Source organism: Stieleria tagensis (assembly GCF_024129865.1).
In the GTDB taxonomy this organism is placed as follows: Bacteria; Planctomycetota; Planctomycetia; order Pirellulales; family Pirellulaceae; genus Stieleria; species Stieleria tagensis.
The window spans coordinates 26,968-46,237 of record NZ_JAMYFE010000024.1 but is presented as its reverse complement, the minus strand read 5'-3'; the positions used below and the strand labels follow the sequence as shown (position 1 = coordinate 46,237).

The 19,270-nt window shown below is 56.2% G+C and carries 11 protein-coding genes; 5 read left to right on the top strand and 6 right to left on the bottom strand.

Features of this window, described 5'->3' with window-relative positions; all coding sequences use genetic code 11:
* The first annotated feature begins 58 nt into the window (after window positions 1–58).
* Window positions 59–1,483 carry a class II fumarate hydratase gene (locus NHH03_RS04360; protein ID WP_253154527.1) on the top strand — a complete coding sequence of 475 codons (1,425 nt, stop codon included), beginning with the start codon at window positions 59–61 and terminating at the stop codon, window positions 1,481–1,483.
* Between the two features lie 244 nt (window positions 1,484–1,727).
* On the opposite strand, the gene NHH03_RS04355 is transcribed toward NHH03_RS04360, so the two are convergent.
* The 5 genes from NHH03_RS04355 to NHH03_RS04335 all read right to left on the bottom strand — a co-directional run bounded on the left by NHH03_RS04355 (window position 1,728) and on the right by NHH03_RS04335 (window position 8,575).
* Window positions 1,728–2,855 (bottom strand): glycosyltransferase, encoded by a 1,128-nt coding sequence (locus NHH03_RS04355; protein ID WP_253154526.1) that lies wholly within the window; start codon window positions 2,853–2,855, stop codon window positions 1,728–1,730.
* Complete coding sequence (locus tag NHH03_RS04350; RefSeq protein ID WP_253154525.1) at window positions 2,852–3,652, bottom strand: lysophospholipid acyltransferase family protein; 801 nt, start codon at window positions 3,650–3,652, stop codon at window positions 2,852–2,854. The genes NHH03_RS04355 and NHH03_RS04350 overlap by 4 nt, the downstream gene beginning before the upstream one ends.
* Window positions 3,649–5,205, bottom strand: a complete 1,557-nt coding sequence (locus tag NHH03_RS04345; RefSeq protein WP_253154524.1) for a phytoene desaturase family protein — start codon at window positions 5,203–5,205, stop codon at window positions 3,649–3,651. The genes NHH03_RS04350 and NHH03_RS04345 overlap by 4 nt, the downstream gene beginning before the upstream one ends.
* 67 nt (window positions 5,206–5,272) lie before the next feature.
* On the bottom strand, window positions 5,273–6,709 hold the full coding sequence (locus tag NHH03_RS04340) for an aldehyde dehydrogenase family protein (RefSeq protein ID WP_253154523.1): 1,437 nt from the start codon (window positions 6,707–6,709) through the stop codon (window positions 5,273–5,275).
* Between the two features lie 81 nt (window positions 6,710–6,790).
* On the bottom strand, window positions 6,791–8,575 hold the full coding sequence (locus NHH03_RS04335) for a peptidylprolyl isomerase (RefSeq protein ID WP_253154522.1): 1,785 nt from the start codon (window positions 8,573–8,575) through the stop codon (window positions 6,791–6,793).
* Window positions 8,576–8,772: 197 nt separating this feature from the next.
* Between NHH03_RS04335 and NHH03_RS04330 the strand changes: the two genes are divergently transcribed.
* Window positions 8,773–10,803 (top strand): M13 family metallopeptidase, encoded by a 2,031-nt coding sequence (locus NHH03_RS04330; RefSeq protein ID WP_253154521.1) that lies wholly within the window; start codon window positions 8,773–8,775, stop codon window positions 10,801–10,803.
* Window positions 10,804–10,828: 25 nt separating this feature from the next.
* Here the strand turns inward: NHH03_RS04330 and NHH03_RS04325 are convergent, their stop codons facing one another.
* Window positions 10,829–12,523 (bottom strand): hypothetical protein, encoded by a 1,695-nt coding sequence (locus NHH03_RS04325; protein WP_253154520.1) that lies wholly within the window; start codon window positions 12,521–12,523, stop codon window positions 10,829–10,831.
* 394 nt (window positions 12,524–12,917) lie between these two features.
* Here NHH03_RS04325 and NHH03_RS04320 point away from each other — a divergent pair, with 394 nt between their 5' ends.
* The 3 genes from NHH03_RS04320 to NHH03_RS04310 all read left to right on the top strand — a co-directional run bounded on the left by NHH03_RS04320 (window position 12,918) and on the right by NHH03_RS04310 (window position 19,101).
* Entirely contained in the window at window positions 12,918–16,133 is a 3,216-nt protein-coding gene (locus tag NHH03_RS04320; protein ID WP_253154519.1) for a dockerin type I domain-containing protein, read from the top strand.
* Between the two features lie 81 nt (window positions 16,134–16,214).
* Window positions 16,215–17,987 (top strand): TlpA family protein disulfide reductase, encoded by a 1,773-nt coding sequence (locus tag NHH03_RS04315; RefSeq protein WP_253154518.1) that lies wholly within the window; start codon window positions 16,215–16,217, stop codon window positions 17,985–17,987.
* Window positions 17,988–18,054: 67 nt separating this feature from the next.
* The gene (locus tag NHH03_RS04310) at window positions 18,055–19,101 is read left to right on the top strand and encodes a methyltransferase (protein WP_253154517.1); all 1,047 of its coding nucleotides are present in this window, start codon (window positions 18,055–18,057) and stop codon (window positions 19,099–19,101) included.
* Window positions 19,102–19,270 lie beyond the last annotated feature (169 nt).

Here is a 19,270-nt window from a genome sequence, read left to right as displayed (position 1 = left end):
ACCGCTGCGGTAAACTTCGCTTTCATATTTTGCTGCCACTTCGCCGTCTTGAATTGCCATGAATGATTACCGAACCGAACGCGACTCGATGGGTGATGTCCATGTCCCAGCCAGCGCCTACTACGGTGCCCAAACCCAACGTGCCGTTGACAATTTTCCGATCAGCGGGTGGCGATTGCCCGATGCGATGATCAGTGCGATGGGGATGGTCAAGCATGCCTGTGGAGTCGCAAATCGCGATCTGGGAAAACTGACCGGCAGCGGCATGAATCCGTTGAACGATGTTCAGGTGGATGCGATGCTGGCGGCCGCCGAAGAGATCGCCGATGGCAAACTGCGAGACCAATTTCCGGTCGACGTCTTTCAGACCGGCAGCGGCACCAGCAGTAACATGAACGTTAACGAGGTGATCAGCAATCGTGCGATCGAAATCGCTGGTGGTGATCGGACGCTGGCTGAGAAAGCGATTCATCCCAACGATCATGTCAACATGGGACAGTCGACCAACGACACGTTCCCCACCGCGATTCATGTTGCCACCGCCGTCCAGATTCACACGGCCCTGATTCCCGCACTGACTCGACTGCATGCTTCCTTGGCTGCCAAAGCAAAAGCCTGGGACAAAGTGATGAAGATCGGTCGGACACACCTGATGGACGCCACGCCGCTGCGTCTGGGGCAAGAATTTGGCGGTTTCGCTCGTCAAATTGAATTGTCGATCCGCCGCGCCGAAGTCGCTCGCGATGCAGTGTTGGAACTGCCCGTTGGCGGCACCGCAGTGGGCAGTGGAATCAACACCCACCCTGAATTCGGCGGGCGTGTGGCGGATGCACTTGCCCAGCGAACCGGGATCGCGTTTGTCGAAGCGGTCAACCATTTCGAAGCCAACGCGCAGCGTGACGCGTTGGTACAAACCCATGGCGAACTGAAATGCATTGCACAGACGCTGTTTAATCTATCCAACAACATCCGTTGGTTGGGCAGTGGCCCTCGCTGTGGATTTTACGAAGTTCAGTTGCCCTCGCGGCAACCGGGCAGTTCGATCATGCCGGGCAAAGTGAATCCGGTGATGTGTGAGTCGCTGATGCAGTTGGCCGCACGCGTCATCGGCAACGACGGCGTGATGACGGTCAGCGGCGCCGCCGGTGGCAATTTCCAGCTGAACATCATGATGCCGGTGATGGCTCACACCGTGCTGGAATCGATTCTGTTGTTGTCCAGCGGATCCAACGCCTTCATCGAGTTCTGTGTCGACGAAATGGAAGCCAATGAGGAATCGTGCAATCAAGCCGTTGAACAGAGTTTGTCGATGTGCACCAGTCTGAATCCGCTGATCGGCTACTCCGAGGCTGCCAAGCTGGCCAAGGAAGCATTCAAGACCGGACAGACAATTCGCGAATTGTGTTTGGAGAAGAAAATTCTGCCCGAGGAAACACTTCGCGAAGCGTTGGACCCCTGGAAGATGACCGAGCCACACGAGTGATCGCCAACGCGAGTTGGACGCCGTAGCTGAGCCAGGGCTGCCAGGGTTCATTCGGTCTGAATCCTGGCGGTCTGAACCCTGGCGGTCCCAGTCCATCTGATTCGTAGCGAAGCGGCGCGAGCCGTCCGGTATTGCGTTTTGAAAATAGCCTGCCGTACCGGGAGGGCCCTGCCGCTAACAATAATGACCCTTGGGGTGCCAAAGTAGATGGCATTGGGGCCCAGTTACGGCGGGAGACGGGGGTTTAGTTTTCGACTCTGCCCCGCCAGGCGACTTGTCGGCCGAGCAACTGATTGCCGAGTGCGAACCATTGCAGGGCAACGAAGGTGAACGTCGCCGGCAGGTGGCAGCAGGCGCCTAGCCAAGACTGGCGGAATTGAGCGGCGGCGATCAGTCGCGGCAGGTGCGCAACCACTAACGCGACGACGCAGATCGCTGTGGCCGTCCAGTGCTGGCCAACGACAGCTACGACCAGGCCGGCCAACGGCAGCAGGCTGCAACCAAGTAGTAACACAGTGAAGACAATGATCAGGCGTGGATTGGCGATGCCTTCGGACGCGTTCTTCATCAAACCCCGAACGACTTGGCGGGTGTTTTGGTACATCCTACACTCGGCCAGATCGCTGCCATCGATCACGTCGGTCATGATTCCTGCGGCGCGATAGGCGCGGGGCAGTTTGACACCGTCGTGACGCGATGATTTGATCGCTGCATGAGTCCCCGCGTGATCGTAGGATTGACGCGTGGTGAGAAACAGTTGGCCACAGCCCGCCGCCAAGCTTGGTTGGCAATCGCGGCGCATACGAGCGAAGGGTAGATAGCCCAGCAGGATAAAGTGCATCATCGGGATCAGCCATTTTTCCAGCCATGTCCCAGTGATCTGATGCGGGAACGCACTCAATAGCCCGGCGTCGTTGTCATCCAAATGCTGGGCTAATTTTCGAATCGCGTCGGCTGATAGGCGGACATCGGCATCCAGAAATAGCAGGTGCTCGTAGCGAGCGGCATCGGCAAGTTGTGCGCAGGCGTATTGTTTTCCGTTCCAACCCGGCGGCAGCGGTTTGCCCCTAACCAACCGGACTCGAGGGTCCATATCCGCATATCGGTGGACGATCGCGGGCGTTGCATCGGTCGATTGATCGTCCAAGACAATCACTTCGATGGTGATCGCCTTGCTGGCGAGTGCGGAATCGATGCAATTTGAAATCGAGTCGGCTTCGTCGCGCGCGGGCACTAGCACCGACACCGGCGGTAACTCGCGGTCCGTTGCATCGTTTGTCGTTTGATCACAAAACAACGGCAGGTTTGCCAGCAGCATCACCAGTGGCAGAGTGGACAATCCGAGTCCGATAATCGCCAGCAACAGAATCACTGAAATTGATCTCCGTGGTTGGCTTTGAAAGCCCCACCGGTCGCAAACGATTTGATTCGTCGGCACGAGTCGTAAAACCAGCCGCTGCCGGTGGAACCGCGTAGCAGGTTGTCAAACGGTTCACTGGAACGCTCGATTGCCAATCGAGACAATTGCGATTGTGCCGACCGCAATCCGGCGGTCAGTTCGGTTGCCCATTGTGGTTTGTCCCATTGGGAATGTTCGCTGGCAGCGATCGGCGTGCCGAGTGAAGCCAGACAGACTGGCAATCGTTCATCCCAGAACGTGTATTCAAGTGCGATCGGCACGGCGACAACGTTTTGGCTGCGGTGACACAGGTGTGCTAGTCCGGGCATCAGCGTCGCAGAGAGGTCGCGGGAATCAACGAAGCGGCCTTCTGGTGTGATCCAAATTGCCGAATTCGGTTGGTCCAAAATCGACAGGCTGGTCTTCAAGAATGCTGCGGCACCCGATTGACTGCTCAGTTGAACCCCGTAAAAACCCAGCTTTTCGAACACACGGTACTGTTGCAGGGCTTCGGCATCGATCGGCGCGAAGAAGTGTCTTGGTGAGAATAGCTGGCGATGCAAGTAGTGGGCGATCAATGGGTCCCACCAGGACGGATGGTTTGCATAGACAATCACTGGGGTCTGTTCGGGAATCGGTGGATCCAACCGGCTGGCGCGTTCGATCGCCACCGTATGAAAATGGCGGCCAAGGTAGGGCCGCAGAAAACGATGAAAGCCGTTCAGGAACCAGGTTGCCGGTGGAGGAACAGGATCGTCAGCGGTGTTCAACGGTTGGGATTCCCAGATTGTCGGTTCAGTTTTCCGCCCCGTGCGTCTTGGTCCAGCGAGTCCGCTGCGATCCAGCCGCTCATCAATACCATCGGCATTCCGGGGCCCGGGTGCGCGGCACCGCCCGCAAAATAAAGTCCCTCGAAATCTTTGCGCCGATTTCCCGGTTTGAACGCACCGGTGAATTTACCGTGACTGGCCAGCCCATAGATTGCTCCGTTCCAAACACGAAAGCGGTTATGGATGCCTTCGGGGGTCAGCGCTTGTTCATAAACAATGCAATCGCGGATGCCTGTCATCCCGGCACACGATTCCAGTTTGTCCAAAATCACTTCCCGATAGTCGGGCAACATTGCGGTCCAATCGTGATGCGGGCGTAAGTAAGGCGTGTGAACCAAAATATACAACGCCTCGCAACCGTCCGGAGCGACACCGGGTTCGCTAATCGTCGGGGCGCAGACATAGGCGCTGGGATCCGGCGCCGGTTCTCCCTTGTCGTAGATGAACTCAAACTCCGACTCGGGGTCTTTGGAAAACACAAAGTTGTGATGCAGTAGTTGTTCGTAGCGTCGATTTAATCCCAGGTACAAGACGACACCGCTACAGGCCGGTGAGTGGGTGTTTCTCTTTTCGAATTTTGCGGCCTGCGGAGTGTCTTTTAACAATTCGCGATAGGTCCGTACGGAATCGCAGTTGCTGACCACGGCGTCACAAGGCAACGTCTCGCCGGATGCGGTGATGACGCCGGTGATCTGGCGGCCGCTGGTTTGAATTCGCATCACATCGGTGCCGCAGCGAATCTCGACGCCCAGTTCCTCGGCCAGTTTGCCGAGCGCGTCAGGGATCGCACGGGTTCCGCCCATTGGATACCAGATCCCCTCTTCGGTTTGCATGTGGGCGATACTGCACAGCACCGCCGGCGACGCATAGGGCGATGATCCGACGTATTGAGTGAAGTGGTCCATCATCTGGGCGACGCGAGCATCCGGCACGTGAGAGCGGACGACTGCAGCGACGCTCTGGCCCATACGCAATGACAGCACGTCTTTCAAAACGTTGATCGAAAACGCCCCGCCGACATCCATCGTGTCGGCCAGTCCACCAATGGATTTCCAAAAGAAAAACCGATCGGACACGCCGTGCAGATGTTCGCTTAGTTTTAGAAAACGCTGGTAGCCATCCCCACTGACGTCACTACCGGTGAATTGTTTCAGATGTGCCTTCATCTGGTCGGTGTCGACGACCAAGTCCAACACGGTGTTGTCAGAGGTGTCGTCGTCTTCAAAGAAACAGCGCCACTGCGGATCCAACGGGACGATTTCCAAATAGTCCTCGAGCCTTCGCCCGGCTTCCTCGAACACGCGTCGCAAAACACTCGGCAGGGTCAAAATGGTTGGTCCCATGTCGAACCGATAGCCCTCGGCACTCAGCTGTGCGGCTTTGCCACCCACCCAATCATTCTTCTCCAGCAACGTGACCTGGTGGCCGCGGGCGGCCAAGACGCAGGCGCTGGAGAGTCCAGCCAGCCCGCCGCCGACGACAATCACATTCATTTGGTTCGAGTCGGCTGCGATCATGAATCGGAGTGTAGGGTGAGAACTAGGACGTGAGAGTTGGCGATTACGTCTTTTTGACTCCATCAACGATCTGACGCAACCCGGCCAAACGTTTGCCCAGGCTGCCGCCGTACAACCAGTGTAGTGCACCGTGTAGAAGAGCTTTGTCGCGGGATTGTCGCGGCCGCAGGTGTAGCGTGAACGATCCGCGCCGCGTGCTGATCACTTTGGCCGCGGTCATGGCCAGCAACCCCTCGGGGCCGCGCGTCACACCGAATCCGCTTTGTCCCCGGCCGCCGAAGGGGACACGGGGGTCGCCTGTCGGTGCAATCAGGTCGTTGATCGTCACGGTTCCAACGGCCAGTCGTTCTGCTAGCTCGCTGGCTTGATCGACCGGACCAAACACACTTGCGGCTAACCGATAGGGGCAATCGTTGACCAATCGAGCGGCATGTTGATTGTCACGGACCGTCATCAGTGACAAAACGGGCGCGAATAGATCGGCCGATGCAATGCTGTCGGATTCTGTGACACCGTCCAGCACGACTGGGTGCAGTTTGCCAGTCTCCAGCAATGCTCGTGAATCGTATCGGCCCAACAGATCTCGGGCGCCAGATTCTAGTGCCGCGTCAATCTGTCGAGCGACGTTTTCTCTCGCTGCCGGGTGCACGATCACGGCGGGTTCATCGCCAAATTTGGACACTAGCCCCGACAAGACTGCGTCACGATCTGGCTGTCGCAACATCAATCGACGAGGCCCGATGCACGTCGCGCTGGCGTTAAATCGCAATCCAAATTGCAAGGCATCCAGCAAGCGATCGAGGTCAAAACCGGGCAGGGCGATCGCCGCATCACAGCCGCTGAGTTCCATGATTGACGCCGAAAGCTGTGGCGCGGCGGACTGTAACACCTTGCGACCGGTGGATGCGGCGCCGGTTAACACGATCAAGTCCACGCCACCTTCGATCGCCGTTGTGGCGGCCGCGGTTTGTGTTTCCAGCAGTGAGAGCTGCGATCGGGGGACGCCGGCCGAATAGAAACATTCGGCCATGATTTCAGACGATTGTTGCGTGCCTTCGGCGGGTTTGAACAGCACGCGATTGCCGGCGGCTAACGCTTGGGCGATTTGAACACCAGCCAATAACAACGGATAGTTCCAAGTCCCTAGCACCAGCACGTCGCCCAGTGGCACCCGGTGCACCACCGAGCGAACCCCAAACATCCAAATCGGTCGGCCGCGGAAACCGACGCGACGTGGTGCCAGCACTCGAGCGCCACGTTTTCCCAGGTACCGCAGTGCCGCGCACAGTGGAATCAGCTCGCTGGCGATGGTTTCCACAGGGTCAATTCGCTGTGCCGAGGCACAGGCGTCAATCAACTTGTCCGAACGCTCGCAAAATTCGCCGGCGGCGGAGCCCACGATCTGACAACGCTGTTTGTTCGCCAGGTGTTGCCAATCACTTTCGTGGTGTGACGATTGGTGATGACGTTGTCTGAGCATGGTGTTGCAAAACCCCGGTATCGCATCGCGACCCGGGGTTCTGTGAATTCATCGATAGGAAGACTCGTAGAGAATATCTCGCTACTTTTTAGCCGTCTGACCAGCGGATGCAATTTCTTTTACGGCAACCAGGAAGTTGTCGATCTCCGCGCTGTCCTTCAGGCGATCAAATTCGGCTGCCATTTCCGCCGAGAACTTTTTGTCGGTCAGATCGCGGACCAGTTCGTTTTTGACGACGTTAATATCGCTGACAACCGGTTCGGTGCGGCCTTGGCATTTCAATAGAATGTATTTGTCACCGGTCGCAATGATACCGCTTAAACCACCCGGCTCGAGTGCAAATGCTTCTCGCTCGATGGTGGGCTGGCCGCTGTATTTTCGGATCGGTGGGACTTTGCCGCTGTTGCTGGCCGAAACTGGTTCAATGCTGTACTGCTCCGCCAGACGTCCAAAGAATTCTTCGGAGGGGTTGTCGCGGGCCATTTTCCAGACCTTTTGTGCAGTGCGTTGATCGCTGAGCACGCAAGCCAGGATTTCGACGCGGGGGCCGAAATTGGATTCGAATCCACGGTCCAGGTCTTCCTGTGTGACCGTGACTCGATCTTCGACCAATTTCTTCAAAGCAACGCTGGGCCAGACGGCATCTTTGATATAGATGTCCGTGGTCGTTTCCCCGTCGCTGGTGACCGATTGGGTCCAAGCGTCCAGATCGGCGGATCCGTCGGACCGAATGAAGCCATAGCTTTTCGCAGCACGTTCGATTTCGGCTTGCAGGTCAGCTTGTGCGACTTGCTTGTTCGCTTTCGTCAGAGCTTGGTTGAGCAGTTTGCGATTGATCTCGCCTTCGAGCACATCTTTGCCGTGTCGTTTAACGCATTCGGCGGCAAGCTGTGCGAGAGTGATTCGTTGGTTGTTCACGATCGCGGCAACGCCGGGATATTGTTCCATCAACTGTTTGTCACCCAACACTTTGATGACGTTGGAGTCGCGTTGCAGTTTGGCGAACAGGTCTGCTGCGGCACCTTTCATTTTTTGGTCACGGATCCGGTCGTTGATTTGCTCGCGGATTGTTGGCATTGCCGAGGCGGGAGGGCTGCCGGCCGGGATGCGACGTACCGCCTGTAGAAAAATCCATTGATCAGCCAGCTGCATCACAGGCGAAATTTGGCCATCGGCGAGTGCAAAGGCGGCGTCTTCCAGACGCGAGTCGCCTGTGAATTTTCGGATGGGAGGAATCAGCCCGCCGACGCTCGCGCTGACTTCGTCTTCGCTATTGGCTTTGGCCAGGGGGCCAAAGGAATTGGGGTTAGCGGTTGCTTCGGCGTGCAGTTGCCGCGCCTTGGCTTCTTTTTCAGACATGATCATCCGGCATTTGACCGCTTCGCCGTACTGTGCCAGAAAGGCGCGATTGAATTCTTCTTCGGTCGGTTCGACTTGGTCGGCAACCAATTTTCGTAGCGCCAGCATTGGCCAAACAATTTCGCGGCCATATTGGCCCGGCGAGATGTCGCGTTTGTCTTGCAACAGTTTCAGGTAATCTTGGACTTGAAATCCAAATTTAGTCGCCAATCGCGAGATCTCTTCATTGACCTCGGCTTCGGTGACTTCCATTCCGCGATCCTTGCAGGCTTGCAGGATCAACTGGCGATTGATGATCACGTTGTCCAGAACACTGTTTCCATAGCGATCCAGCGTCGCATCGGAAAGCATTTGGCGAGTGATCGGGTCGGCGTTGACAACGGCGACGGCCGAGCTGCTTTCTTGTGCGGCGGCAGGTGAAACGGCGTGAAACGCGGTGAAAACCAATGTGACGTAGCCAATGACTAGCGCCAACGCAACGTTTCGATGCCAACTCGTGGAAACCATGACGATCACTCCTTTGAATCGTTCGACCAATCTAACCAGGCGGGAATCAGTACGTTCAGGGGCTTCCCGACGCCCGACAGATCGACGACTTTAGAAAAACTCGGATTTTGGCTCAAGTCGAATCTTGGTGTCGCAACCAAAGCCAATTCAGTACAACATTGGCCGCCTGTCATTTCGCCCCGTAAACGGAGTTTCCGATGCGTTTGTTTGTTTTCTCGCTGGTTTGTTTGACTGGGATCGCCGCTGCGATCGGCCAGGATTCGGCGGAATCGCCGAAAAAGATTTCGGGGATCGATCTGTCCCTGTTCAGTGACTCGATCAAAGCCGGAGACAATTTCTATTTGTACGCCGACCAAAAATGGTTGGATGAAACAGCGATTCCCCAGGACAAATCCAATTACGGGATCTTCACGGTGTTGGACGATCGTACCCGCGAGCAAGTGCGCGGTTTGATCGAACGCGCCGCGATGACTGAATCGGAACCCGGTACGCCCGCGCAAAAGGTCGGCGACCTGTACGACAGTGTGCTGGATCTGGAGACGCGAAACGCGGCGGGACTGGAGCCCATCAAGCCACTGCTGGACGAAATTCAATCGATTGATTCCCAGGGTTCCTTGGCGGCAACGCTGGGGACACTTCGCCGTGCCGGTGTGGGGGCGCCGATCGTGCCCTACGTTTCCGTCGACGCCCGTAACAGTGATGCCTACACGGTCTATCTGACCCAGTCCGGTTTGTCGCTGCCGGATCGCGACTATTACTTGGAAGACGATGAACGCTACGTGGAACTGCGCCAAAAGTTGCACGACTACATCGTCGATCTGTTGGGGTTTGTCAGTCATCCCAACGCCCAGGCAGCGGCTGCGAGCATTGTCGAAATCGAAACCAAGATTGCTCAGCTGCATTGGACGAAAACCGAAAACCGTGATCCGGTTGCCACTTACAACAAGCGAACGCCCAGCGAGCTGGACTTGATGCTTGGTCAGTTGCAGTGGTTTGACTATGCCAAAACCGCGGGTCTGGCGTCGGTCGACGCTGTCGTGGTTCGGCAGCCCAGTTTCATTGATGGATTGGCGGAACTCAGCGAATCGATTTCGATTGATCAGTGGAAAGACTATTACACCTATCACACGATCGATGCGTTTGCGTCGGGACTATCCGAGGCGTTGGAAAAACGCCATTTCGATTTTCATGAAACGGAAGTCAGTGGCATCGACCAACAGCAACCGCTTTGGAAACGCGGTGTCGACGTGACCGGCGAAGTGCTGGGCGAATTGGTCGGCCAACTGTACGTGGAAAAGCATTTCAAACCGGTTGCCAAGCAGCACATGAATCAATTGGTCAGCAATTTGATCGCCGCGTTTCAAGAGCGGATCAAGACCCGTGATTGGATGGGAGAGGGCACCAAAAAACAGGCCCTCGAAAAGCTGTCTCAGTTCACGACCAAAATCGGCTATCCCGATCAATGGAAAGACTATTCCAATTTGACGATCAAACAGGGATGTCTAGGCGATCATCTATTGGCATCGGCTGAATTCGAATATCAACGCGACCTGGATAAATTGGGGGGACCCATTGATCGTAGCGAGTGGCACATGACGCCGCAGACGATCAATGCCTATTACAACCCGACGATGAACGAGATCGTTTTTCCGGCGGCCATCTTGCAACCGCCGTTCTTCAATCTGGCCGCCGATGATGCGGTCAACTACGGCGGCATCGGCGCCGTGATCGGTCATGAGCTGAGTCACGGGTTTGACGACAAAGGCAGCCAGTATGACGGCAAAGGCAACTTGCGAATGTGGTGGACCGAAGAGGATCGTCGTGAATTTGAACGGCGCGCCGAGGGGCTGGTGCAGCAATACGGCAAGTTCGAGCCGATCAAAGACAACTTCGTCAATGGCGAACTGACGCTGGGTGAAAACATCGGCGATCTAGGTGGGTTGAGCGTTTCCTATGCGGCCTATCAGCTGTCATTGAACGGCAAACCGGCGCCCGTCATCGATGGTCTGACCGGCGATCAACGGTTCTTTCTCGGCTGGGCCCAGATCTGGCGGCGACTGTACCGCGAGCGAGAATTGCTGCGACGATTGGTCGTTGATCCGCACAGTCCCAGTGAGTACCGCGTCAATGGAGTCGTCCGCAACATGGACGCATGGTACGAAGCATTTGATATCGGCGAAGGCGACAGCCTGTATCTGTCGCCCGACGATCGCGTGCGGATCTGGTGATCCGTCGTACCACTCGGGTCAAACACTATTGGGGCGAGATGCCATCGGGCTCGCTGGCATCGCCGGCAGCCCATTTGTGGACAATGCGTAGACGTTCTTCTTCGGATGCGTACATCATTTGCAATGCCTCGTCGCCGCCGACAATGTCGAACGCTTTGATCACTTCTTCGTCGCTCAGCAACTGTTGCGATTGAAACAAGCGGACTTCGGCCAGCGTGCGAAGATTGCGGCCACCGCCACTGGCCAAGATGGATCCGATTCGGCGCGACGCGACTTCGGGAGTCAATGTCGGCAAGTCGGTGGTGACGGCTGAGCGGTCGATGATCGCCAAGAAATTCGAAAGCTGCTCAGCGACGTAGTCCCGAGAAGCGGTTCCTTTGGCGTGGGCCTTTTGAGCGGCTTCGAGGGAGTCGATCGGTTTGGACACGCCCAGAGATTTTCCGGTTGGGACGTGAAGCAATCGACAGCGGCAGATGTTCTGAACAAATTCGCCGCGGAGCGGTTTCAGCAACACGTCGATGTGAATCAGCAGATCCAAGCCCGATTTTCGAGCGTTTGCGATCATATCATCCGCGTCGCCTTTGCCGACAAACGCAATTCCAGGGTGCCATAGTGGTTGGGTGTTGGCCGAGCTGGATAGCAGGTCCGCGAACGCATTGGACACTGTTTCGGGTGAACCGGAATCGGGTGTGACACCGTTCAAGGCACGGCCGAAGCGGCCTTCGGCGTAACGTTTGTCAAATTCCTCCCCCAGCATCGTGGTCACTAACCCGAGAGATTCCGAGAGTTCGGTTTCGGCTTCTTCAGACAACATGCTGCGATCCAGTTCGGCTAGCCGTGCACCTGGCGTTGGTGGTGGTTTGGGGGCAGAGCTGTTGGGCATCCGTCCGCCGCTCATCCCCATTGCCATTTGTTGCATCTGCATTTCCATCTCCATCTGCATCTGTTCCTCCATGGCGCTCTGGTCATAGTCTTCCGTCATGCCACCTTGGTCGCCCTGCATTTCCATGTCCATTCGCATGGCCATTTCGTCTTCACCGTATCCACCCTGGCCAAAACCGCCGCGGTTTGACTGCGGGGTGTCTTTGATCGGTTGGGGGTCGGTGGCTTCACCACGAACTGCAAACGAGATACCCCACTGCAATTGCCAAGCGGGGCGTTTCATCAACCCGCTGTACTGGACCAAATTGATTTGCGGTTGGGCGGATTCGTACTCGGCCACGATGTGTCCAAAAAACAGACGCAGCGCCAGCGGATAGTCGCCGTGGGTGTAGGCAACGACGGATTCGTTCAACAGCACCGGGCCCTCTTGGATCGGCGGTGCGGCGTCGGGATCCGTCAAACCGCCCAAATTGGCCGACGTGTAAACCGATGTCAGCGCTTCAGACAATCGCTCGGCCATCAGATCCTGGGGCGAACTGCCACGGCCCATCGAACGTCTGGACGAACCGCCGTCGGAGCCCATGTCATACATTTGTTGGTCGTAGCTTTCGTCGTAGCTGCTGCCGGACTGGTCATCGTATTCGTTCTGGGCAAACGCTGCGGGGGGGGGCCCCATCGCCAGAATAGCCAGAGCGACAAACGCCACGGGAGCGGTGACGCGAAGTTTGGCAAACACCCTGCTAACAGCGGGTGATGATGTTCGCTGGCGATGATTGGGCCGGCAGCAACTGGGCAGGTACACCCGACAGACAGGGGCGTTCAGAATGTAAGAGATCATTTGATGGCTCGAATGGAATCGCGATAGCAAAAAAAAGCGATCTACAAATTGCTTCGGTCCGTGGAGGTGATTTTCGCGTTAAATATCACTCCATTGTGGCCCGGAATGGGCGATTTCACGTCCGCAACGTTCCCTCGTCAGCTTATCATAGACGCTGGCCGGAACGGATGCTCACTGTGCAACAAAGATCAGCGCAACAATGATCAGACCCGAAAAAGTTTGCCGATGTGCAAAAAAACACCCTCTGTTAGGGAACTTAGTCGGGATTGTGTGGTCTTAGTCAGAGTTGAGATCTAACTTTCCAGCAGAGAATCTTGGAATCCAGACGAGCGAGGTGTCGCTCAATTTCAACTACATAGGGACAGACCGGAACGAAATGGGATCACGCCGGCGAATGACGACCAATAACCCTGCGGCCAGCCCGCGGCCGATCGATGCTGGAGACTCGGCCGGTTCTGCGTCGAAGAAATCCGCGAAACGCGGTCGTCGTCGCCGTCGATTGGTTTTTGAGCGTTTGGGGCAGCGGCGAGTGTTGGCGGTGATCACCGGTGCGGTGTTCAACGACGTCGATGGCTCGCTACGCGCCGAAGCCTCGGAGGTCGGATTGGGGTCTCGATTGGCATATATCGATGCCAACGAAAATGCCACGCTCGATGCGGACGAACGATTCGCTCTCACAGACGCTGATGGCCAGTTCCGATTTGAAGGTCTGGACAAAGGAACCTATCCCGTTCGCTTGTTTAGCGGTTCCGCCGCCCAGCGTCAGACTTTTCCTGCCGGTGTGTCGCAAAAGTCACTGCCGGCATCATTCGAGCAATCGATCGGTGGATTCCACAGCGGTGATCAATTGCAGGTGCTGGCCGACGGAGCATTACTGCAGATTCAGACCACAGGGACGCGAACCAGCGAATTCCCACTGAATTTTGTGCCGTCGGAATTGGTAACCACAGTCGGCGCGGGGCAGGTCAGCTCGCTCCCGGTGTCGCTGGTGGCTGGTTCGACCGATTTGGACGGGGCGTCGCAATCCGGATTGTGGTGGGTTCCCTCGGGTGATGGACAGACACAACAGGTCTTCGCGGCCAGCGGCCAAGTTTCGGCTGCTGTGGGGACCGATGGGCTGGGACTGCTGTTAGCCGCCGGTGAAGACGAAAGCTTGATCCATGCGATTCGTATTGGTGCCGACACGGATGCTTCGGCAGAAGCGTCGCCTGCGATTGAAATCGAGGAGACCCCATTTAGTGTGCCGCTGGGTGCGCAATTGGTGACCACATCGACTGCGATCGATTTGACGGCGGAGTCAGATTTCGGCAGCCGATCTATTCTGGCTTGGCCGGTCGCGACAACAAACGGCGCAACGCAGTTTGATTCTCAAGATGTGCCTTCGCTGAAAGCGTCGATCTGGAGCAATCGCGCGGCTGGTTGGGTCGCCGGTAGCGAAACGGTTCTCGTCGGCGCGACCGAGTTGGTCAGTTTTGACGACGCCGCCGGGTTGTTGGCGGTTCGTTATGCCCACGGCAACATTGGCGTGTTGGACGTTGACGCAAACTTTGCGGAACTGCATCAGTTCGCGCCAATGCCGGGACCGCTGGCATTGATCCCTGGCTTCGACGCGCTGGCTTCGGTATCCACGATCGATTCGGAAACCGTGTTCTCGTTATTGGATGTTCGCGACGGGAAACGCCTGGTGACTCAAGCACTGCCAACGACCGGCCTGGGGGCTCCGCAGGCGATGATTGTTGGCGACTCACTCAGTCCCCTGTTTTTGTTGGGTGAAACGGGGGTTGCGACGATCCGTTTGGACCAACCCACCGAGCATCGGGTCGTGGTCCAGCGTGACGACGACATCATGAACATCGAATTTGGCGCATTGCGGCCCGCTGAAAATCAATCGCCCGTTGCCGTGGATTCGTTGTCACTTGATGCCATCGAAGACAAACAGCTCTCGATCAGCGCTTCTGAAATGGCTGATTGGGTGGTCGATTCGGATCAAGATCGCTTGATTTCCTTGATTGTCCAATCGCCAGAACATGGCAAAGCCAGTGTCGGCAGCGATGGAGAGCTGAATTACGTTCCCGATCAAGATTTTAATGGTTCGGATTCGTTTTCTATCCAATTCCATGACGGGCAATCGGTTTCCGATCCGATCACGGTTTCGGTCGAAGTCGCTTCTCGACCGGACATTCCCCGCGCCGTTCGCTTGGCTGGGGCGGGAATTCCCGAGCACACCGAGGGACGCTACCGAGTCGGTGCACTGGAAATCGAAGACCCAGATGTGGGCGACGTATACGAACTAAGCGTTTCGGATTCGCGATTCCGTATCGAAGATCAGACGCTGGTATTGGTCAACGGCGGTCTGAATTTTGAATACGAACCGGAAATATTGCTTGAGATCAGCGGTTTTGATCGCGATGCCAATGAATACTTTGGCTCGGACGTGGTGGTCTACATCGAAGACGAAAACGATCCGGTGACAGAACTGTGGGCGGTTCAGCGGGAACTGTTCGAAAACGATTTTGGAGCCTACGTCGCCACGCTGGATGCATTTGACGAAGACTTTGACCAAGTCGTGACGTTTTCTGTTGACGACAATCGTTTCCAGACCGAGGGAAACAAGCTGCGTCTGAAGGAAGACATCGCGATCGACTATGAAGCCGAGACGTTGATCGTGCTGAACGTGACGGCCGATGATGGTGCCGGTAGCAGCAAGTCGACCGAAGTGCGAATCCCCGTGATGGATGTTCCCGAACAAGTCGGCGAAATCACGTTGTCCAACGAAACCGTGATGGAGTGGGAATCAGGGGCGTCGGTCGGCGACGTACAACTCGATGGCGTTGTCGCAGCGGATAGTTACCACCTGAGCGTCGACGATCCGCGTTTCGAAATCGATGGATCGCTGCTCAAGTTGCTCGACGGGCAGATGGTGCTGCGATCGGATGCCGAGCAGATCGAATTGACGATCACCGCCCAGGATAGCAGCGGCATCTTTGCAGCGCTCTCGGAGACCTTTGTGATCGAAGTTTTGGAGAACGAAAGCCCGTTCCATAACGACGATAATCCATACGATGTCGACGGCAACGGGAATGTCACACCGCTCGATGCGTTGGCCATTATTAACTATCTGAACCTGTACGGCCCCGGTCCCGTCGGCCCCGGCGATACGGGCTATGGATACGATGTCAACGGTGACGGCCAAGTTAGCGCGCTCGACGCGTTGTTGGTCATCAACTTTCTAAACACGTTGCAGAATAATGGCGGTGCGGTCGGCAACCATGATGCCGAAAACAACGCCGATTCCAATGAGCCAGCCGATTCGAACCAGCCGGCCGATGGCGTCGATTCGCACGCGGTTCGTGGTGCGATCCGCAGTCATGGCATCGCGCCGCCGGCAGCAGCCGCACCCCTGGCGCAGAATCCCACCGGGCCGATCAACGACGCACCGTTGGAAGCCGGTGCCGCCGACCAGGACACCGCCAATGGCGATTCCGAGCGTTTACCCAGCCAACAAGCCGATGAAGTCACGGACTGGTTGCGTGAAATCAATCGCGATGACAAAGACGATGATCTGCAGTTGGCGATCGACGAATTGCTCCGCTTGCTGGATTCCCACTAGGATCTGGGGCGGTCGAAAACAATCGTATGCGATATAGTTGATCGGGAACGGTTTTCTCATTCGCATTCCCATGCTGATTCAATGCCCAACTGCAATGTTCACGGGGCGGTTTTCCATTCTCTGCTCTCATTGGTCCTCCTGACCGGCATCTCTCTACTGCCGGGATGCTCGTCGGGCAAACAGTCCGCGGAATCGGACAACCAATCGTCCGACGATCCGTCCACGCCTGGAATTGACAGTGCGGCCGATCTAATGGCCAAAGGAGTCGAACCAGACGTGGGGGCCGATTCCTTCACGTCGTCAAAAGTGCCGTTGCCAGATTCGGCCAATCGAGCCGACGGAGCCGCGAGCCAACGGTCACTGCAGAACAGCGGATCGATGGCGCCAGCGCCACCAAACGCTCCCCCGGCAGGTTCCGACGCAGCAAATTCGGCAGCGGACCGTCCCACTGGATTTCCCTTGGCTGAACAAACTCCCGCGCCGCCGGGCGTCTTGGACCAACCCCGTGAACCGAGTGATGGTTCGATGGCATCGCGCGCCGAACAACGTTCGTTTCGCGATGACCTAACGCCAAACGAATTGGCCGGGTTTCTTGAAGGAGCTGACCATGACATGCAACTGACCCAGACCAAAATGGCGGATCAGTTGGAAGCCAGCAAGATGATGAAGGTCATCGCCAAAAAGAAGCTCGAAGCAGCGCAAAAGCTGATCGATCACTCGGACGCCAGCGAGGCGCAGCGGATCGCCGGTCGACGCGGACAGCTACAGGCCCTCTCCCATCTCGCCGCGATGGGAGATGTCACCGCAGCCGACGAATTGGAGACGCTGGCAGAAACCAACCTGGAGTCGCCCGAAGCGACAATTGCCAGTGACAGTCGAATCGTGTTAATCGGTTTTGCGGTCGACGATTTGCAAGCCGGTAAACCGGACGCCGCGGACAAAATTGTCACGCTGGTTGAGGGCGTTCATCCGCATCCCTCATCGGACATCCCCTCGATTCTGGTGATGGGTCGGGCTCGCCAAATGCTCGCTCGCTATGGACAACTCGACCACGCCGCCAAAATACGCGAGCGAATCCTGTCTCTCTACGGTGAGTCGTCGGACAAGTTGATCGCAAAAGTGGCGACGGACGCTGCGGGAACGACCAAGTTTGAATCAGCGGACCGATTGTTGTTGCAGATTCTGGGTGATGAAAATGTCACCGTGGATCAATGGTCCGATGTCGTGCGTGAACTGATCTCGCAGGCACCCGACATGGAAACGGTTCAGTATTTGGCCAGCGCAGCATTGCAATTGGAAGCAGCCGATCGTGATCCGTTTGTGGAAGCAACATTTTCATTGCTACAGGAACAGTTCACCGATCCAGAGGAACCAACGACCGAAGAAGTCCAAACCGCTGACAAGGCACGGAAAACACGCCAGCAGGTGATCGGCACCCGATTCGATTTCGATCGCTTGCCTTCGGTCGATGGAAAGGGAGTCAATGCCAGTGAGTATCAAGGCAAAATTGTCTTGATGCCATTCTGGGCGATCAGTTTTCCGTACTCGCTGCAAGTCGTCCCCATGCTAAAAGAGATTCAGCAACGCCATCCCGACGAGGTCGTGATTGTGGGGATGAATCTGGATCCCGAAGAAGCTCCGCTGCGAGAGTCTTTAGCCCAACAAGAACTCGGGTTTCCAAGTTTCCGCAGTCTGTCTTCCGCAACCCAGAGCGTTGCCAATCCGGTCGCCGCAAGATTCGGATTGGTATCGTTGCCCTTTGTTGCGGTTTTCAATCAACAGGGTTATGTCGAAGCGTTGGATTTCACCGGTCGTCAATTGGAATCGATCGTTGATCAACTGATCAAAAATTAGTGGTGCGTTAACGCCTCCATTGTCTGTTCATTGAAGTGATTCTTTTTCCCTTGGCATCGTTTGATTCATGGCTTTTGATTTAACTCGGAATCCGACCACCGACCCTGCCCAATTGTTGCGTTTTCGAGATCGTCAATATGCCGCAGATATGTTGGGCGTGGCGATCGGCAAACTCAACTTGTTCACTTGGTTGGACGATTGTGATGGCGCGACAACGGACCAGATTCAATCCGAATTTAAATTGGCGGCGCGCCCCTTGGACGTGTTGTTAACACTCTGCCGCGCTAGTGGATTGATCGAATCGGACGCGGCAAGCGGGGTGCACCAGTTGACCGCGATGGGACGTGAACACCTGGTTGATTCGTCGCCTTGGTTCCTGGGACCTTACTACGCACCGATCTTGGATTCGCCGATTGCCGAGGGTTGTCTGCAAGTGTTGCAGCATGATCGACCGGCCAACTGGCAGGCCAAAGACGACGGCAACGATTGGCATCAATCAATGATGGACGAATCGTTTGCCAAAGGATTCACGGATTTGATGAATTGTCGTGGCACCGCGATGGGGCAAGTGTTGGCTGATGCGGCCGCGCCATTGATTGAATCGTGCCAGCATTTGTTGGATGTTGGTGGCGGATCCGGCATCTATTCGTCGACGATGGTTTCCAAGCACCCTGGCATGCGAGCCACCGTTTTCGAACAGGCTCCCGTCGATCGGCTGACGCTTGCCGAGATTGAACGCCATGAATTGGCTGATCGGATCAAGGTCGTGACGGGAAACATGTTCAGTGATCCCTGGCCCAGCGATGTCGATTGTGTGCTGTTGTCCAATGTTTTGCATGATTGGGATTTTCCCCAAGTCCGTGAATTGATTTCCAAGACCGCTGAAACACTGCCTTCGGGTGGTCGAGTGATCATTCACGAAACCTTTTTGAACGACGACAAAACAGGTCCATTGCCGGTGGCCGAATATTCAGTGCTGTTGGTCAATATCACACAAGGTAAATGTTATAGCGCAGCGGAATACGGCAGCATTCTGGAAGAATTTGGGTTTGATGTTGGACCCTACGTCGACACCGTCGCCGACCGCGGATTCATCAGCGCCGTCAAGCGATAGCGAGTCCGGTGCCATCCGTCCTGCACTCGTCTTCGACAGATCCGGATAAACGCTACAGCCGTTCTATTCGGAGGACGCCGATTCGGCTGGGCTGATTTGGGTCTGCAGTGATCCTTCAACGGCTCGTTCGTCGCTGCGGCGAGCCATGGTTCTACGAGGAGTTTCTTGA